This is a genomic window from Colwellia sp. MB3u-55 (assembly GCF_014076785.1).
Taxonomy (GTDB): domain Bacteria; phylum Pseudomonadota; class Gammaproteobacteria; order Enterobacterales; family Alteromonadaceae; genus Colwellia_A.
Map to the genome: position 1 here is coordinate 37265 of NZ_JACGUS010000077.1, position 16488 is coordinate 53752.

Below are 16488 nucleotides of genomic sequence, written 5' to 3' on the forward strand. Positions count from 1 at the left end.
AACATGGCATTTGACGTAAAACTAATGGAAATATTAGCTTGTCCAGCATGCAAGGGCAAACTTGATTACAATAAAGAACAACAAGAATTAATCTGTAGATTCGACCGCCTTGCTTACGCTATTGAAAAAGGCATTCCGGTCTTGTTAGAAAGTGAAGCGCGCCGTATTACCGAAAATGACTAATTAAATGTATTTGGAGAATTAAATGTCTTTTATTGTTGTAATACCTGCTCGGTTTGAGTCGTCTCGTTTACCGGGAAAAGTCTTAGCCGATATTAATGGTAAGCCGATGATCCAATGGGTTGTTGAAAAAGCCCAGCAAAGTGGTGCTAGCCAAGTGATTGTCGCCACTGATAATAAGCAGGTTGAAGAAGCGGTATTAGCATTTGGTGGCGAGGTTTGTAAAACTCGTGCCGATCATCAATCGGGTACCGAACGTTTAGCCGAAGTGATGAACATTTATAACTTTGACGATGATCAGGTTATCGTTAATGTTCAGGGGGATGAGCCTTTTATTCCCGCTGAAAATATTGCGCAAGTTGCCAGAAATTTAGCAGACCAGCAGAGAACAAATCAGCAACAAGCTAGAATGGCGACACTTGCTGTGCGTATTCATGACGTCGATGAGGCTTTTAATCCTAACGCGGTTAAAGTGTTAACAGATAAACACGGTTATGCGATGTACTTTAGCCGTTCGACGATCCCTTATGACAGAGATCGTTTTCTTAATGAGAAAAGTGTCGCCGCTATTGGCGATTTTTACTTACGCCATATTGGTATCTACGCATATCGAGCTGGGTTCATTAAAGATTACGTGCAATGGCCGGCCAGTCAATTAGAGCAAATTGAGTCTTTAGAACAACTGCGCGTATTATGGCAAGGTGAAAAAATTCATGTTGCGGTAGCCGAAACTCGTTTAGCGGTTGAAGGGGTTGATACGCCAGAAGACCTAGAAAAAGCTAGAGCTTACGCTTTAACGCTTTAATTTTTTATAAAATAAAATAAAATAAAATAAAAAAGGCCTTATGTTTTCACATAAGGCCTTTTTATTACGCTAATGAAATATTATTTTAATAGTTCAAGCGCTTTAACACAGCGACCAATTTGTTGATGGCTAGCTTTGACTGTCTTTAACACTTGTGGCTTCATACCACTGTAGTCTTTAATCAGTTGTGCTAATTCTGCTTCACTGGCTGCATTACATTGTGTCGGTAACATGCTATCAGCAAAAGACTCTAATAAACCTAAATCACTTCCTTCATTTAATTTAGGGATGTGTGCGAGAATTTTAGCTTTATATGGCGCTTCTAAAGCTTGTTGCTCACCAGGGAATAAACCCCACATAATATAACGAAGGGTAGAAAGTTTTAGTTTGTCAGGGTTATTAATAACGATGTTAAACCATTTTTCTTTAACTTCAGCCTCAGGTCGAATAACTTCTGCATAAATAGCACTTTTAACACCTGAATCGGTAATGTCTTTTTTGGCTTCAGTGCTCAATAATGCTTGGTAATTACCATGTAGGTAACGGTTCATTTTAGCAATTAATGTCCAGCGCTTGTCTTGATCTATGGTAATACCATCAAAACTTTTTTCACCGTTCAAAATATTTTGTAAGCGATTTAAATGCTTAGTTGTTTTCGTTACACCAACATAACGACCATACCAAAGTTTTTGGAAATCTGAACCCGCTTCGGCATTTTCTAATAAACGTAAGTATAAGTTTTCAACGTCCATATAAAGTGCCGTATAATCTTTTTGCTCTAAGCGTGTTGCAACAGTTAGAAAGCCTAAAGCCGAGGTTAAGGTACTCGCAATTTTACGCGATACGTTATAATCGCTTTCACCCTCAATATTAGCCATGGCAAACGTTACCAACTGGTCAGCGGCTAAGTTTGCATCGTTGACGCTGTCAGACAAACTCTGCCATAGCATTAAGCGCATGGTGGCATTATCAATAGCATTAATGTGTTTTTGTGCTGATGCCAATGACTTTTCATCAAGATCTACTTTTACGTAACCCCAATCGGCTTCGTTTGGATAAACCAAATCAGGACATGCTTGACCTATCACAGCCTTGATCTCAGTGGTTGCACCTTTATACATAATAGGTGTTGCAGAGGTTAAGTTAATCGCAGTGCCATCAGCACTAACATTGTATAAACCAATTTGAACACGTTGTTCACGTAATGTTGGGTAACCATCTGGTGCTGTTTGGTTTATCGCAAACTCACTAATTTTACCATCACTACATTGGTAATTAACTTTGATGGTGTTTAAACCTGCATTATATAACCAGTCTTGTGTCCACTGGGTCATATCTTTATCTGCAGCTTTGCCAAGTTCACCAATGAAATCGTCTAAATCAGTATTTTGGTAAGAAAACTTTTTCAAGTAATTGCTAACACCAATGCGGAAGTTCTCTTCACCTAAATAATAAGGCAACTGCTTTAATACTGATGCGCCCTTACCGTAGGTAATACCGTCAAAATTTGACAAAGCAACACCCGTAGAAGCAACCGGTAATTCTATCGCATGAGTGTTCACTGAGTCATCAGTGCGGTAAGCCCATTGTTTAGTACCAGAGTAGAATACATCCCAGTTGTTCTCAAAGTCGCTGGCTTCTGCAATAGCTAAGTTGGCCATATAAGTAGCAAAACTTTCATTTAACCATAAGCCGTTCCACCAGCGCATGGTAACTAAATCACCAAACCACATGTGTGCCATTTCATGAGCAATAACATTAGCAAGACTCATGCGAGCACTGGTTGATTTCTCTCCACGTGCAATATAGCCTTCATTGAATGTAACCGCAGCAACGTTTTCCATAGCACCGGCATTAAAGTCAGGTGCAACAATTTGGTCATATTTGCCAAAAGGGTATTTCACATCAAAGTACTTATTGAAGAAGGCAAAACTTTGTTTGGTTGGGATAAACCATTCGTCAGTTTTAACGTATTCGGCTAAACTTTGACGAGCAAATAAACGCAATTTCATCCCTTCAAAATCATCTTCCCATACAGCGTAATTACCTGCATGAAGAGAGAAAACATAAGAAGAGAATCTTGCTGAAGCAGGGAATGACCATACTTTGTTATCACCGTTTTCGCTAATCGTTGTTTCGCGAGTTGCGCTAATTATTTGCCAATGAGCGGGAGCGGTTACTTGTATTTCGTAGCTGGCTTTTAAATCAGGTTGATCAAAATGAGGAAATAATCGGTTCGCGTCATAAGGTTCAAAATCGGTGTATAAGTAAACTTCACCATTTTTAGGGTCAACAAAACGATGGAAACCAGAGCCGTCAGTAGAGTAAGGACGTTGGTAATCTATAGTAATACTTTGCTTACCCGCTGTTAATTCGCTAGCAGGAATAGTGATAAACCATTTTTCATAGCTAAACTTAACTACTTTACCATTCACTTTTAATGAGTTTATGGTGCCTTCATCAAAATCTATGGTTAAATCATTTTGATTGTTCTCTACTAAATCAAAGAGTAACTCGGTAGAGCCAGAAAAACTTTCGCTTTTATTATCAATCGTCACACTTAACTTATAGCTAACGTTGCTGACTTGTTTAGCACGCATCTCAGCATAAACTGCTTCAAGTGATTCACTTTGAGTACGTAATAAACTTGTTTGCTGTATGGTTTCAGCGACTGCTGAGTTGCTTGCTGTGTCTGCTTTTTCACAGCCCATCAGTACAACACTTGAGCTTATAATAGCAATGGACAGCGCCTTAGCTATTTGAGATTTATTTAATGTCATTTACCCAGATCCTACTTTATTATTTTTAAGATTTCCTAGTGGAAACACTTTTCATTTAAAATACCTCAGTATTTATATCATATAAGCGGGGGAAATCTACTTCAGTCATCGCGTAAATAATGGAGTTGATCGAATTTCAACTGATTTTTAGCAAGGCTTGCTTTTATTAACTTATTTTTATCTACTTTTTTAATTAAAACATTGTGGTGCCAGTATTTTATTAATATTTAGTCATGTCAAATAGGTGCTGTTTGTTATTCACTTTTTATTGTTTTTGTTTGCTACATTACGTCAAAAATTAATTGTGTTGAGTAATATTGATCAAAGCGATGAGCATTTATTGTAATATGGAGATTAAAATGTCGACGTTCATCTTATTTTCTATCGGTTCAAACGAATAAACCTTGTAAGGAGACGTTACTTCTCTTTATTATAATCAGGAGCTATTAATTAAAAGAAATAATAATGAACATAAAAAGAACCCTAACAAGCATCGCAATAATAAGTACTATGGCCCTTTCTGGTCAGAGTTATGCAGATACAGCTGAAAAAGATCAAGCAAAGAAAGTTTCACCATCAACCTGGTTAAATTTATCTGAAAGTGAGTTAGTTGCCGTTGAAAAATATGCGACCGATTACAAAACTTTTATTTATCAAACACCAACAGAATTGACCTTTGTTACAGAAACTATAAAACGTGCTGAGAAACAAGGTTTTAAGCGTTTGTCTGAAAAAAGTAACTTAAAGCCAGGTGCTCGTTTTTATGACGTCAATCGTGACCGTACTATTTCATTAATTGTTATTGGTAAAAAAGGCCTTGAGCAAGGTACTCGTATTGTTGGCGCTCATATTGATTCACCTCGCCTAGAACTTAAAGGACGACCGCTTTATGAAAAAGAGAAGTTTGCTATGCTGCAGACTTATGTTCATGGTGGTATTAAAACCTATCAATGGGTCAATATCCCTTTAGCGCTGGTTGGCCGCGTTGACAAAAAAGACGGGACAGTTGTTAATATCTCTGTTGGCTTTGATGAAAACGATCCCATCTTTATGGTACCTGATTTAGCCCCGCATGTTGATCATCCAAACAGGGATCGTAAAAGTCGTGATGTGATCAAGAAAGAAGAACTTGATGTTATTATCGCAGCTAAGCCTGACTTAGATAAATCAATAAAAGAATTGATCACCGATTTCTTAAAAACAGAGTATGACATTTCAGTCGAAGACTTAGTGTCTGCTGAATTAGCCTTAGTACCAGCAACTAAACCTCGCGATGTTGGCTTTGATCGCAGCATGATCGCTGCTTATGGCCAAGATGATAAGGCAAGCTCTATTGCCGCTGTTACTGCCATCTTTGAACAGAAAATTCCAGAGTATACCTCGGTTGCCTTTTTAGTGGATAACGAAGAAGTGGGCAATATTAATAATACCGGGGCAAGCTCAAGTTATCTTGTTGATATGTTAAGTGGCTTGTTATACAACCAAATGGGTGACGATTATAACGATTACCAGTTACGTAAAGTTTTGCGTAATACCAAAGTTATTTCAGCGGATGTTAACCCGGGTGTTAATCCTAATTGGGCTGGTGTTTGGGAATTAGGCAATGCGCCACGTTTAGGTAACGGTATTAACTTGAAACTGTACGGTGGTGGTTTTAATGCTAACTCAGAGTACATGGCATGGACACGTAATTACTTAGATAATAATAAAATCAAATGGCAAACATCGACCTATAAAGGTAAAGCTTCTGGCGGAACTATTGGTAGCGATTTGTCTAATGACAATATGGAAGTAATTGATTTTGGTGTACCCATTTTGTCAATTCACTCTCCTTATGCGGTAGGTTCAAAAGTTGACTTATATTCATTATATAAAGCCATGTCAGCTTTCTATCAGCAAAAATAAACTTAACACTTAATTTCAATATCAAAAGATCAGCATTTGCTGATCTTTTTTCTTTATATAAAGCTAAAATATCATTTTTTATAATGAATACAAGACTCGATGATATTAGTGCTTTAAGTCTTAGTGGTGATTACTTTATAATTACTGTAATGGATCGCTAAACTTAGGAAGAATTCTTGATATGCTATTAAAATTATTTCAGCTACAAAACCGCCCAATAAACTCATTGTTAAACAATTATAAAAAAACACTTTTATTACTGCCTATCTTTTTGGGTATACAAGCATGTGGAGGAGGTGGTGGCAGCGATAATACGACCCCAACAGCGCCAAAAAGTTATGCTTTTTCATTAACGTCTACACTGACCAATAAATGTGGCGAAAAACTACCGTTTGTTGATGCTGAGTTGTTTATTCAAAATAATGATTGGAGTGTTGTTACAAAGTTACAGCCAAACGCTGATGGACTTTTTAGTTTTTTATCAGACAATGAACTCATAAATTACACACTTGTTGCTAAAACTCAGCAAGAAGGAAAAGTGGAAGGTTTAGATTTTGTTAGTTTTCATCAGGTAAAAGCAACAACGCCCGCCATTTATCAGGCAGAACATATCAGTAAAGTTGTTGATGCTAATTGTGAATGTATCACTCGAAATGTTGAAGTGTCACATACCCCTATCTCTGATATTACTCAAGTAACTAGCTCCGCAACATTTACCAGCACTGAAGCGATAGACTCACAACGCACTGACTTTATTAATGTTGAAGCTTGCCGAGTAATTGATGGCGCCTGGCCACTACATTCTTTCTCGCTTGTTGGTACCGGAAATAACAGTAACGTTTTGGGTGCTGCTGGCTTTATTGATGATTTTAGTCAAACAGTCGTCAATAGCGACAATCAAGCTGTATGGCAACTCTCAGCTTTCGCCGCCATTGAACAAATTGGCTTAAATAAAAATCATCAGCCTTTTACAACACAACAGTTATTTTTGGGGCAGGCACATTTTGCAACAAAAGTGCTTGAAGATGATAACTCAGTTGATTTATTTAATAGCCATTTATACGTTTCAGAAACTGTTTATCAATCAAATGCAGAGGTTATTTTATCTGAAACTGATTCTGCTTTTGGTCAAATAAAAATATCGAGCCAGCATCAAGTTATTTCTTCAGCTTTCAACACTAGTTTTGCCTTAGCCGCGACGACTAAAAAACCAGATGTTGATGATATTTATTTCTCAGAGATTAAATCAGACTGGAGCTATAATTACAGTAATGTTGCTAATTATCCTTTGGCTATAATTACTGTCAATTATCAAGCTTACCATCCCGAAAAAAATACACCTATGCCAGCTAAATGGACAAGTTATGGACGAATTACGGGGCAATTACCGGTAACTATGGCTTTATCTGGTTATGACAGTATTATTAATGATGACACCCTTGTATTGGGTACCAGTACAGATTTGGTACAAAGTGAAGATACTGATAAATATGAAAATTATTTATTGTACTATCAAAATAAAAATAATAACTCTTTTGCTAATAATGTAAAAAATTATCATATATCAATAAAAAAATAAGTTTACTTTTATATAAAAACGGCGCTATAAAGCGCCGTTTTTTATTCATACCCGTTTCTGTTAGCCATTAATCTACTGCTTGTTTCGCTCTAACAGGATTTGCATACATAGTTAATAACCAATGCTGTTGCTGTTCAGTTAAATCAGACATCCGGCTATTTAACTGATTCATCACGCTTTGCTTAATATCATCTTGCTGGTGAAGCTGGGCATAAGCCGTTAAGTTGCTGTCATATAATTTATAGTTACTGATAATTTCTTTATCAATAGCTTTTGCAACGGCTTTACTATCGGCATAGTCGCCTTGAATAGTGTGGCAGAACTCAACATGAACACGCCCTTTTTTCCCCATTAACCCTTGTGTAATACTATTTAAGTCTTCGTTTTCTTTCTTTTTATAACACCCCGTTGCTTCTCGTTCTGCAAGTTCGATGGCTTTATCTCTATCACAGGGATCAAATTCATACGAAATTGAAACAGGTACAATATTAATTTCACTTAAATAGTCTGCAAGCGGTGTTTGCTTGTCTTTGTTGAGTAATAACATTGAAATTAAAGCCGAGTTGGTTTTGTCTATGCCGTCTTTAGCACGACCTTCTCGCTGCGCTATCCAGATGTTTTGTTGGCGCTCATAAACTGTATGGTGAATATAGGCTGATAATTGCTTTGACGCATTGAGCATGGCACGTTTTGACTCTTCACTGCGTTTAACAATGAAGCTTTTGTTAATACGCATTAAGTCAGCAACCCAAGGTTGATGCAATAAGTTGTCGCCGACTGCTGCCTCAACGGTATTAATGCCGCTGTTGTACAACGCCCAATTAATTAATGCGACATCAAGTACTATGTCTCTATGATTACTGATAAACAGCATAGGTTTACTTGTATCAATTTTCTCTAAACCATGAAAAGTAAAACCATCGGTACTTTTTTGTACTAGGTGATGCAAGTACTTTGCTACTTCACGTTGAATGTCTTCGATGTTATGAAACTTACTCACGCGTAACTTTAACGTCCATTTTACCATTGAGCGACAAATTACGGGTAGAAGCTTATACAGTCGAGGCATTTTAAAACTAGCAATAGAAGAAAGTAGCCCTTGGTCATTAATCAGTTTTCGGATCACAGTTACAACCTCATCGTCACGATAAGGGCGAATATCATCAAACATGTAAGGTCTCTTTACTGCTTAACAGCGATTAATTAACTTAAAAATTGGCGGATATTATAACCGTTTTTTAAATGAAAAGGCTCCTATTGTTTATGCTTTACTTTTTTAAATAATATAATTTCATTAACTTAGGGATAAATATTAATAATAATATAAAAAATGAGGCAAAATCCAAATAAAATGTATAATTTTTGCTACAGTTAATTGTGTAAGCTCTTTTATGAATTAATTTCTATTTTTTTCATACTAAGGCCTTGCGTTTTTCGACTTTACCCTCAAGTCTTAAATAGAGCAATAAACAAAAGGAATACCTATGAAAATAAATCTTTCAGGTCACCATGTAGATGTTACCGATGGTGTAAAAGAACATATCGATGAAAAATTCTTAAAAATTTCTAACCATTTTCCAACGCTGATCTCATTAGACATTATTCTTTCAAAAGAGCATGGAAAATATGGCGCAGAAATAACAACAAATTATGAAGGTGGTCGTATTGCTGTATCAGCAGAAGACGATGTTATGTTTCCCGCGATTGCTAGTGTAGCCAAAAAGCTTGATGCCGCACTTAAACATAGAAAAGGCCAATTAAAAGCAAATTTACACAGTAAACCTGTTTCAGTTACGCCTGAAATTGCCCATGAGAAAGTTCAAGAAATGAATTTGAACTAATTTCAAAGTAGTTATACTTAAATGTTTACGGGAGCTATTGCTCCCGTTTTAGTTTCTAGCTTATTATTATCATTATGAATGGTATACTTAACGTGTGAATAAATAAGGTAGTAGAAGTAAAATATGTTGGCCCTTTCAAATAATGTCTGGTTAGATCAAAATGAACTCGAGTTAACCGCTATTCGTGCACAAGGGGCGGGAGGACAAAATGTCAATAAAGTATCATCAGCGATTCATTTACGCTTTGATATTAAGGCATCGTCTTTACCTGATTTTTATAAAGAACGTTTATTAGCATTAAAAGATAAACGTATCACTAAAGAGGGAATTTTAGTTCTCAAGGCGCAACAGTATAGAACACAAGAGAAAAATCGTGAATCTGCACTTGAGCGTGTTGTTGAAGTAATTAAATCAGCAATGGTTATTCAAAAGGTTCGAAGAGAAACTAAACCATCAAAAAACTCCAAAAAAAGACGTTTAGCGGGTAAATCTCACCGCGGTAATGTTAAAGCACTCCGCGGCAAGGTCACTGACTAGTTAATATCGTTTAAGATATTTTCATTTTACGTCGTAAGCCGACTAAAGATAATGTCAGTAATGCAAAGTAGGATAAGCTACCGCCACCGCCACCGCTACTATCACTTGAACTGCTCTCCTGATTAATCAGCGTATTTTTTACCGGAGATAGGCTTTCAGCCGTTGTTGTTGAACTATTTGAAATGGTAACAGCACGAATGGTTACAAAATTCTCATCTGCAGGTACAAAATTACTATTAGCACATTGCTCGTCGGTATAATCTGGCATTGGTATACTTTGACAAATGGGTAATTGGGCTATTTTATCGATATTATCCATACCTTCAATAACTTCACCAAACACCGTAAAACCACCATTTTGTATATCTAAGTTAGCGCTATTATCTTTATAATTAATATACCACTGACTGGTTGCGCTATTAGGACTGTTTCCTACTTTAGCCATCGCGACAGTTGCTCTAACATTTGAATACAAGGGTTCATTTTTTATAGAACTATCGACATCAATGGCCGTTAATGGAAAGTTTCCGTTAAATTCAAAGCCTCCCGCTTGCATAATAAAGTTAGGCACTAAACGATGAACAACAGTATTGTTGAAATCCCCGTCATTAATGTACTTTAAAAAATTTTCTACTGTTGTAGGCGTGGTTTGATCGTGTAAGTTAATTTTGAAATTCCCTTGAGAAGTTTCAAATTCAACAATTGTTGCATTACTCGATACTGATAATAGTGTCGCAATAGAAAATGCACCCGCTAGTACGAGTGACTTAGGAGAATTTTTATACATAGTAACCTTAAGTTTATTAGGGATAATAATAGTTGAATACAATGCTAGAGATACTAAAAGTATTAGTCTAAAACAACAAGAGCTTTTCTTACCTGTAAATTTGAGTTTGTGGTTGTAGCGTTTTTTTTCAGCATATCAATGAGGCTATAAAAGTGGTGAGAGCTGATAACGTATATCGTTATTAACGACATACGTTAAATAAATACCAGTATCATCAAAATTTAAATAAAAACAGTTGTCTGAATTTATCTAATGTAATTTAAGATCTGAGGCAAAAGTACTAGCAGTTGACAAATATTTAAAGTGAATGAAAAAAACGATTAGTGCGTGGTAAAAAGTTATTATTGTAATCTAGAGAAAAAGCGACTTGACTAGATCTACCAACAATTTCCTTCCTTGGCACTAAGCCAATTACCCGGGAATCTGCACTATTATCTCGGTTGTCGCCTAGAACTAGATACTGATCAGTAGGCACGATAACTTGGTTGAAGTTATCAAGTTGTGAAGCCAACTTACTGGTTCGAATAAAATGTGGTTGGCCATTTATCGTCTCAACCTTGTCGTGGTAATTGTTCGATGGAAAGTTTGTTGTTGATTCTTTTTTGTAGCTAATGACTTGGTTGTTTATAATTAATTTGTTGTTTTTCATGGTAACAGTATCACCTGGAACACCAATTACACGTTTTACTAAACGTTTATCTGATACCACTGAATCAAAAATAATGATGTCATTGGTTTGTGGTTCAGAAAGTGCAACAAGAGAAATATGTGTGAAGGGTAAGCGAATATCATAAGCCATTTTATTAATAAAAATCCTATCGCCTTCAACAATTGTTGGTTTCATCGAACCAGTAGGTACGTCACTCCAGTCAGCGACAGCGCTACGAAAAACCAACATTAAACCAATAAAAATAAATAATAACTTATTTTCTTTCCATAGTTTTTTGAGACTATTTTTCATTATCTTTCCTTTTAAATATTGATGACACAGGTATAGTTATTGATAGAAAACCCTAGTTTATTATGACCATTATTTTTTGATTTGTTGCTTATGAAATGTAACGGATTATGACAACTTTACTGTTTGATAAGAATAGATCTCATGAATAATACGTTATTAATAGCTTTGTATCATTTTTAAAAAATAAATTTAGTTGGTCACTTTACTTACTAGTGTGAAACTTACTTAGTGCTCATATCACTATAGGTTTCGAGCTTAAACTATAGGTTTCGAGCTTAAACTATAAGTCGCTAAGGTCGAACAGATAAATTAAATGTTAACTGTAGAACAAATAAAAAATTATTATTTACTTGAGTTTTTTATTAACGCTAAGGAAAATTACTGTAGAATTTAGCTGTATTTGTAAAGTAACTAACCAAAACGATTATATTAATGACTAAAAAGATAAAAGTACCGTTAAAACATAAAAACGCTGAATCAGCTGAGATAACATTAGGTTTAACCGATCCTAAAAGCCCAAGTAATGTTGGTGCTGTAATGCGCGCAGCAGGATGTTATCAAGTTGATAGCGTACTCTACAGTGGTGTTAGGTATGCAAGAGCCGCGAAATTTCATACCGATACACAAAGTGCCAGTAAAAAAATACCTTTAATTGGTGTTGAATCTTTGGTGGAAAGTTTACCCGAAGGGAGCAGGCTAATATGTGTTGATTTAATTGAAGGAGCGGTGCCATTGCCGGCTTTCATTCATCCTAAAAATGCTATGTATGTGTTTGGCCCTGAAGATGGCACTATTAGTCAGGCTGTTATCGATAAAGCTGATGCTGTGGTATATATTCCAACGAATGGTTGTATGAATTTGGCAGCAACAGTAAATGTTTTGCTATATGACCGCTTAGCAAAGTCTGCAATAGCTATTGGTGACAATGAACTTATCCGAAAAAGTAGAGATACAAATAACACGGTAAAAGTGAAACAGTAAAATGGCTTGTTGATAGTGTTAATCTTACGGTTTGTTCATAAAACAAACAAAAGAATTAATAAAGTCGATAAAAAACTTGACTCTTTCTGCCAACGATATACAATGCACGCAGCTAGAAAGTACTACCTATATTTATGTACCAAGTTTCGAAGTTATGTTAGTAGCTCGTCCTGTTTAATAAGTCATAGCAACACTCTCAGCATCATCGTTTTAGCGGATTAAATTTATTTAATTGCTAGAAAAAAATTAAGATTAATTATATTAAACAAATAGGATACTATTATGTCTACAACTACTGGTACAGTAAAATGGTTCAACGAGTCTAAAGGTTTTGGTTTCATCGAGCAAGAATCTGGTCCTGACGTTTTCGCACATTTTTCTGCAATCTCTGGCGACGGTTTTAAAACTCTAGCTGAAGGCCAAAAAGTACAGTTTACTGTAACTCAAGGTCAGAAAGGTCCTCAAGCTGAGAACATTCAAGCTCTTTAATTTTGTATCTTGAGCTAACTTAGGTTACCTCATACAAATAAATTGCTAAAAAGGGTAAGACTTATGTCTCACCCTTTTTTTGTGGGAAAAATTTAGTTTCAACGTTTAAAACTTAAGATATGCTTTCAGCTTACCAAGCTCTATCTACTTCGAATAATTTTAAATACGATTATGCACAAGTTAATGCCGTTGCCAAACTTGATGATCTTTCTGAACAAATCTATCAACATGAGCGTAAATCTTGGCTTGCTAAACGACTGAAAAATCGTCTGCTATTCGTGGTATTTATCTTTATGGGAGAGTCGGTCGTGGTAAAACCATGCTTATGGATCTCTTCTTTCAAAATTTAGCCGTTACTGCTAAAAAACGTATTCATTTTCATCGTTTTATTGAAGAAGTACATCAACAATTAAATTTATGTACAGGACAAAGTGACCCATTAACGTTTATTGCTAAGCAATGGGCTAAAAAGATCAAAGTACTGTGTTTTGATGAGTTTTATGTTTCAGATATTGGTGACGCTATGTTGCTTTCTGGCTTATTTCAGGCGTTCTTTCAACAAGATATTATTTTAATCGCTACCTCTAATTGTCGACCCGAAGAACTTTATCGTAATGGGTTACAGCGTGAAAGATTTTTGCCAACCATCGATTTAATTAATCATTATTGCCAAGTGTTATCGGTTGATGGTGCTGCAGATCATCGCTTAGAGCATTATGATGAAACCGCAATTGCATATCGTGATTATACTTACCCATTAAATAACAAAACGCTTAGACAAAGGTTTTTAGATATTACGGGCATTGTGGGTACTTCAGGTAATATAACTGTTAACCACCGTAAAATCCCTTTTCAAGCGAAAACAGACACTATTATACTTTTTGATTTTTATGCACTATGTTCAGGCCCTAGAAGTCAGCGAGACTACATTAGCCTAGCTGATCATTTTAAACTGGTATTGCTTGGCCAAGTTCCTCAATTTGACGGAGAGCGCATAACGTCTGTTATATCGGGTGTAGAAGATGACTATCAACGCGACGGTAAATTATTAAGCCAACTTTGCCATTTAGATGACGAAGCTCGGCGCTTTATTGCTGTTGTTGATGAATTTTATGATAGAAATATACGACTTATTATTAATACTGAAGTTGATATAATTGAGCTTTATCAAGGACAGCAATTAAGTTTTGAATTTGCTCGCTGCCAATCCCGTCTCATTGAAATGCAACAATTAGCATATTAACCAAAAATGTGTTTATTTCACTAATAATTAGTATTTAATTTTTAGTTTGTTTTATGGATTTATTATATCTTATTGAATTTTATTGGTTTTACTAGTTGGCACTAGTTTTGTAATGTCTATATTAAGTTAGGCATTATTTAATCGATAACAATCGAAGGGCATAATATGAAAACACTCATCGCAACATCACTTATATTGGCAAGCAGCACTACGTTCGCTTCCACCGCATCTTTTACAAATGACTCATGCAATGCAACAATATCTGGTGGTATTAAAATTACGCCAACCGCTATTGAATTCTCTAAAAGTAAACTGCCACTCTATAAAATTGTTGATAATGAACGATTATATGTCAATGGTGTTCAAGTTGACTTAACAGATAATCAGCAATCCTTGATTCATGATTATTCGTCTGGCATTAGGGCTGCAGTTCCACAAGTAAAAAGTGTTGCATTGGATGCTATCGATCTTGCGAATGACGGCATTAACTTAGCGTTTAATGAGTTACTAGGTCAAGATAATACGCTGAGTGCTGAAATTACTAGTCAACTTTCAGAAATACGTAAAGAAGTTGATCTGGGCTTAACCAGTGATAATGACATTTATTTTGATGAGGATGGTTTTTCAGGAGAAAACTTTTTCAACGAAGATTTTGAGCAACGTATTGAAAGTGCGATAGAAAAGACGGTGCAAAATTCGATTGGTAGTTTAATGATAGCGGTAGGTCAACAGATGCTTTTCTCTGGTGGCGATATGAACGCTTTTGAATCTCGTATGGAGGATTTCGGTGAAAAAATGGAAAACGAAATGGAATCTCGTGGTGAACAAATTAAAAAAAGTAGTAAAGTACTTTGTCAATCTGTTGTCGACATCGATGCACTTGAAGACAGGTTAACTAACGAAATAATAGTGTTAAAAGACTTTAATTTATTAACCACTACTGTTTCATCTAAAAACACTAAAGAACTTATGTAATGTTAACTAAATACGGATAAACTTCTCTAGCGCCGATTATAACATGGGCGCGTTATTCTCTAATTATTGACAATAAAAAACGAGTAAACAATTTGGTTACTCGTTTTTTGTCAATTGAACCACTGACTTAATTAACTGCCATTGGTCATTTGTGACTGCTCGTCAGCCCATGAAAGTGCTTGGTTGTAATCTCTAATGACTTTTTCTTTTTCTATACCTAACTTATTCATAACAACAATGGTTTTATCCCATTGTGCATGCTCAATGTACTCTAATAACTGGATTAATTCAGCCAATACACCTTTCTTAGTGAGTAAAGAGTCCTTTATCTCTTGTGCAAGTGGTAACTTTTCTAAAACAGTTTCAAGTTTTTCATCTAAAATGGCATCAATTAATGATAATAAGCCCGTTAAGAATGCAATCGATGAATCTATTGGAGCACTAATATCCTTTGAGAGAAGTTCACAAAATTTAGCACGAGCCATCGCTGAATTAATTAACTCTGAAGGTTTGTCAGGGTTAACATTTATAGCAAACATCAAACCTAAAAATCGTTTTAATTCTTGTGATCCTAGAGTTACAAGTGCTTGTTTTATTGTTGATATTTCATTGCGTCTGCGAAATGTTGCCGAGTTAACATATCTTAATAGTTTATAAGAAAGTGTTACATCGCGTTCAAACACAGAAGTAATACTGATTAAATCTAATTCGGGTTTTGATGTTTCATAAAGTAACTCAGCCATGGCAATCTGTGATGGAGAGAGACTTTTAGTTTTTATCATCTCAGGCTTAGCAAAGAAAAAACCTTGGAATAGTTCAAAGCCTAATTCTAGTGCTTGATTATACTCGTCGTAAGTTTCAACTTTTTCTGCAAGCAACTTAATATCAGGGAAATTAGCAATCGCTTGTTTAACTTCTTTAATTTCTTCAATAGTGGATATTTTCCAATCTATTTTTATTATTTTGATATAAGGGAAAAAATGTATCCATACTTTTTGATGTTCATAATCATCGAGCGCTAATGTATAACCTTGTTCATAAAGGTCTTTGCAAATAGCTAATAACTTTTTACCCGGTTTAACCGTTTCAAGAATTTCAACGACGACTTCATCGGTGGTCAGCATATTTGCGTAACCAAGACTCAATGTTTCAAGGGTAAAATTGATAAAGGCGGGCTTATTACCAGTAAACTCTCCTATACCTAAGTTAAATTTACTTGCTTCAATCATTTTTGTGGTGGCTTCATCGCCATCAATATCAGGAAAAACGTTGTCAATGCTGTCTCTAAATAGTAATTCATAGGCAAAAAGATTTTTGTCTTTATCTAGAATGGGTTGCCTGGCGGCATAAAAATACATAAAAATTCCTGATATTTTCGTAACTATATTGAATATATTGGAAAAAGGATAAATTAGCATCAACTAT

15 protein-coding genes are annotated in these 16488 nt (G+C 35.6%); 10 read left to right on the top strand and 5 right to left on the bottom strand.

Features of this window, described 5'->3' with window-relative positions; all coding sequences use genetic code 11:
- Positions 1 to 3 precede the first annotated feature (3 nt).
- A complete protein-coding gene (locus H4J66_RS04345) occupies positions 4 to 183 on the top strand; it encodes a Trm112 family protein (protein WP_070376055.1) in 180 nt (59 codons plus the stop codon).
- A 22-nt stretch (positions 184 to 205) separates the two neighbouring features.
- Positions 206 to 985 (top strand): 3-deoxy-manno-octulosonate cytidylyltransferase, encoded by a 780-nt coding sequence (gene kdsB, locus H4J66_RS04350; protein ID WP_182171071.1) that lies wholly within the window; start codon positions 206 to 208, stop codon positions 983 to 985.
- A gap of 80 nt (positions 986 to 1065) precedes the next feature.
- On the opposite strand, the gene pepN is transcribed toward kdsB, so the two are convergent.
- On the bottom strand, positions 1066 to 3765 hold the full coding sequence (gene pepN, locus H4J66_RS04355) for an aminopeptidase N (protein ID WP_182171074.1): 2700 nt from the start codon (positions 3763 to 3765) through the stop codon (positions 1066 to 1068).
- Between the two features lie 465 nt (positions 3766 to 4230).
- On the opposite strand from pepN, the gene H4J66_RS04360 reads away from it, so the two are divergent.
- Positions 4231 to 5670: a hypothetical protein gene (locus H4J66_RS04360; protein ID WP_220463201.1), complete on the top strand. Its 1440-nt coding sequence runs from the start codon at positions 4231 to 4233 to the stop codon at positions 5668 to 5670.
- Between the two features lie 181 nt (positions 5671 to 5851).
- Positions 5852 to 7249 carry a hypothetical protein gene (locus H4J66_RS04365; protein ID WP_182171076.1) on the top strand — a complete coding sequence of 466 codons (1398 nt, stop codon included), beginning with the start codon at positions 5852 to 5854 and terminating at the stop codon, positions 7247 to 7249.
- 67 nt (positions 7250 to 7316) lie between these two features.
- Here the strand turns inward: H4J66_RS04365 and H4J66_RS04370 are convergent, their stop codons facing one another.
- Positions 7317 to 8420: a 1-acyl-sn-glycerol-3-phosphate acyltransferase gene (locus H4J66_RS04370; RefSeq protein ID WP_182171079.1), complete on the bottom strand. Its 1104-nt coding sequence runs from the start codon at positions 8418 to 8420 to the stop codon at positions 7317 to 7319.
- Between the two features lie 313 nt (positions 8421 to 8733).
- Between H4J66_RS04370 and hpf the strand changes: the two genes are divergently transcribed.
- Positions 8734 to 9090, top strand: coding sequence for a ribosome hibernation-promoting factor, HPF/YfiA family (hpf, locus tag H4J66_RS04375; protein ID WP_070376060.1), 357 nt, complete (start codon positions 8734 to 8736; stop codon positions 9088 to 9090).
- A 123-nt stretch (positions 9091 to 9213) separates the two neighbouring features.
- Positions 9214 to 9627 (top strand): alternative ribosome rescue aminoacyl-tRNA hydrolase ArfB, encoded by a 414-nt coding sequence (arfB, locus tag H4J66_RS04380; protein WP_070376061.1) that lies wholly within the window; start codon positions 9214 to 9216, stop codon positions 9625 to 9627.
- A 10-nt stretch (positions 9628 to 9637) separates the two neighbouring features.
- Here the strand turns inward: arfB and H4J66_RS04385 are convergent, their stop codons facing one another.
- Entirely contained in the window at positions 9638 to 10414 is a 777-nt protein-coding gene (locus tag H4J66_RS04385) for a peptidylprolyl isomerase (RefSeq protein WP_182171082.1), read from the bottom strand.
- Positions 10415 to 10712: 298 nt separating this feature from the next.
- Positions 10713 to 11375, bottom strand: a complete 663-nt coding sequence (gene lepB / locus H4J66_RS04390) for a signal peptidase I (RefSeq protein WP_182171085.1) — start codon at positions 11373 to 11375, stop codon at positions 10713 to 10715.
- A 432-nt stretch (positions 11376 to 11807) separates the two neighbouring features.
- Here lepB and H4J66_RS04395 point away from each other — a divergent pair, with 432 nt between their 5' ends.
- The 4 genes from H4J66_RS04395 to H4J66_RS04410 all read left to right on the top strand — a co-directional run bounded on the left by H4J66_RS04395 (position 11808) and on the right by H4J66_RS04410 (position 15063).
- A complete protein-coding gene (locus H4J66_RS04395) occupies positions 11808 to 12356 on the top strand; it encodes an RNA methyltransferase (protein ID WP_182171088.1) in 549 nt (182 codons plus the stop codon).
- Between the two features lie 282 nt (positions 12357 to 12638).
- Positions 12639 to 12845, top strand: a complete 207-nt coding sequence (locus H4J66_RS04400; protein ID WP_070376065.1) for a cold-shock protein — start codon at positions 12639 to 12641, stop codon at positions 12843 to 12845.
- 319 nt (positions 12846 to 13164) lie between these two features.
- Positions 13165 to 14088, top strand: coding sequence for a cell division protein ZapE (gene zapE, locus H4J66_RS04405; protein WP_259369058.1), 924 nt, complete (start codon positions 13165 to 13167; stop codon positions 14086 to 14088).
- 165 nt (positions 14089 to 14253) lie between these two features.
- Positions 14254 to 15063 (top strand): DUF2884 family protein, encoded by an 810-nt coding sequence (locus H4J66_RS04410; protein ID WP_182171091.1) that lies wholly within the window; start codon positions 14254 to 14256, stop codon positions 15061 to 15063.
- A 131-nt stretch (positions 15064 to 15194) separates the two neighbouring features.
- Here the strand turns inward: H4J66_RS04410 and H4J66_RS04415 are convergent, their stop codons facing one another.
- Positions 15195 to 16421: an EAL and HDOD domain-containing protein gene (locus H4J66_RS04415; protein WP_182171094.1), complete on the bottom strand. Its 1227-nt coding sequence runs from the start codon at positions 16419 to 16421 to the stop codon at positions 15195 to 15197.
- Positions 16422 to 16488 lie beyond the last annotated feature (67 nt).

Bases quoted from the DNA above. Each gene is read 5' to 3' on its own strand.
- H4J66_RS04345 (WP_070376055.1), top strand. From the start codon at position 4: ATGGCATTTGACGTAAAACTAATGGAAATATTAGCTTGTCCAGCATGC.
- kdsB (WP_182171071.1), top strand. From the start codon at position 206: ATGTCTTTTATTGTTGTAATACCTGCTCGGTTTGAGTCGTCTCGTTTA.
- pepN (WP_182171074.1), bottom strand. From the start codon at position 3,765: ATGACATTAAATAAATCTCAAATAGCTAAGGCGCTGTCCATTGCTATT.
- H4J66_RS04360 (WP_220463201.1), top strand. From the start codon at position 4,231: ATGAACATAAAAAGAACCCTAACAAGCATCGCAATAATAAGTACTATG.
- H4J66_RS04365 (WP_182171076.1), top strand. From the start codon at position 5,852: ATGCTATTAAAATTATTTCAGCTACAAAACCGCCCAATAAACTCATTG.
- H4J66_RS04370 (WP_182171079.1), bottom strand. From the start codon at position 8,420: ATGTTTGATGATATTCGCCCTTATCGTGACGATGAGGTTGTAACTGTG.
- hpf (WP_070376060.1), top strand. From the start codon at position 8,734: ATGAAAATAAATCTTTCAGGTCACCATGTAGATGTTACCGATGGTGTA.
- arfB (WP_070376061.1), top strand. From the start codon at position 9,214: ATGTTGGCCCTTTCAAATAATGTCTGGTTAGATCAAAATGAACTCGAG.
- H4J66_RS04385 (WP_182171082.1), bottom strand. From the start codon at position 10,414: ATGTATAAAAATTCTCCTAAGTCACTCGTACTAGCGGGTGCATTTTCT.
- lepB (WP_182171085.1), bottom strand. From the start codon at position 11,375: ATGAAAAATAGTCTCAAAAAACTATGGAAAGAAAATAAGTTATTATTT.
- H4J66_RS04395 (WP_182171088.1), top strand. From the start codon at position 11,808: ATGACTAAAAAGATAAAAGTACCGTTAAAACATAAAAACGCTGAATCA.
- H4J66_RS04400 (WP_070376065.1), top strand. From the start codon at position 12,639: ATGTCTACAACTACTGGTACAGTAAAATGGTTCAACGAGTCTAAAGGT.
- zapE (WP_259369058.1), top strand. From the start codon at position 13,165: ATGCTTATGGATCTCTTCTTTCAAAATTTAGCCGTTACTGCTAAAAAA.
- H4J66_RS04410 (WP_182171091.1), top strand. From the start codon at position 14,254: ATGAAAACACTCATCGCAACATCACTTATATTGGCAAGCAGCACTACG.
- H4J66_RS04415 (WP_182171094.1), bottom strand. From the start codon at position 16,421: ATGTATTTTTATGCCGCCAGGCAACCCATTCTAGATAAAGACAAAAAT.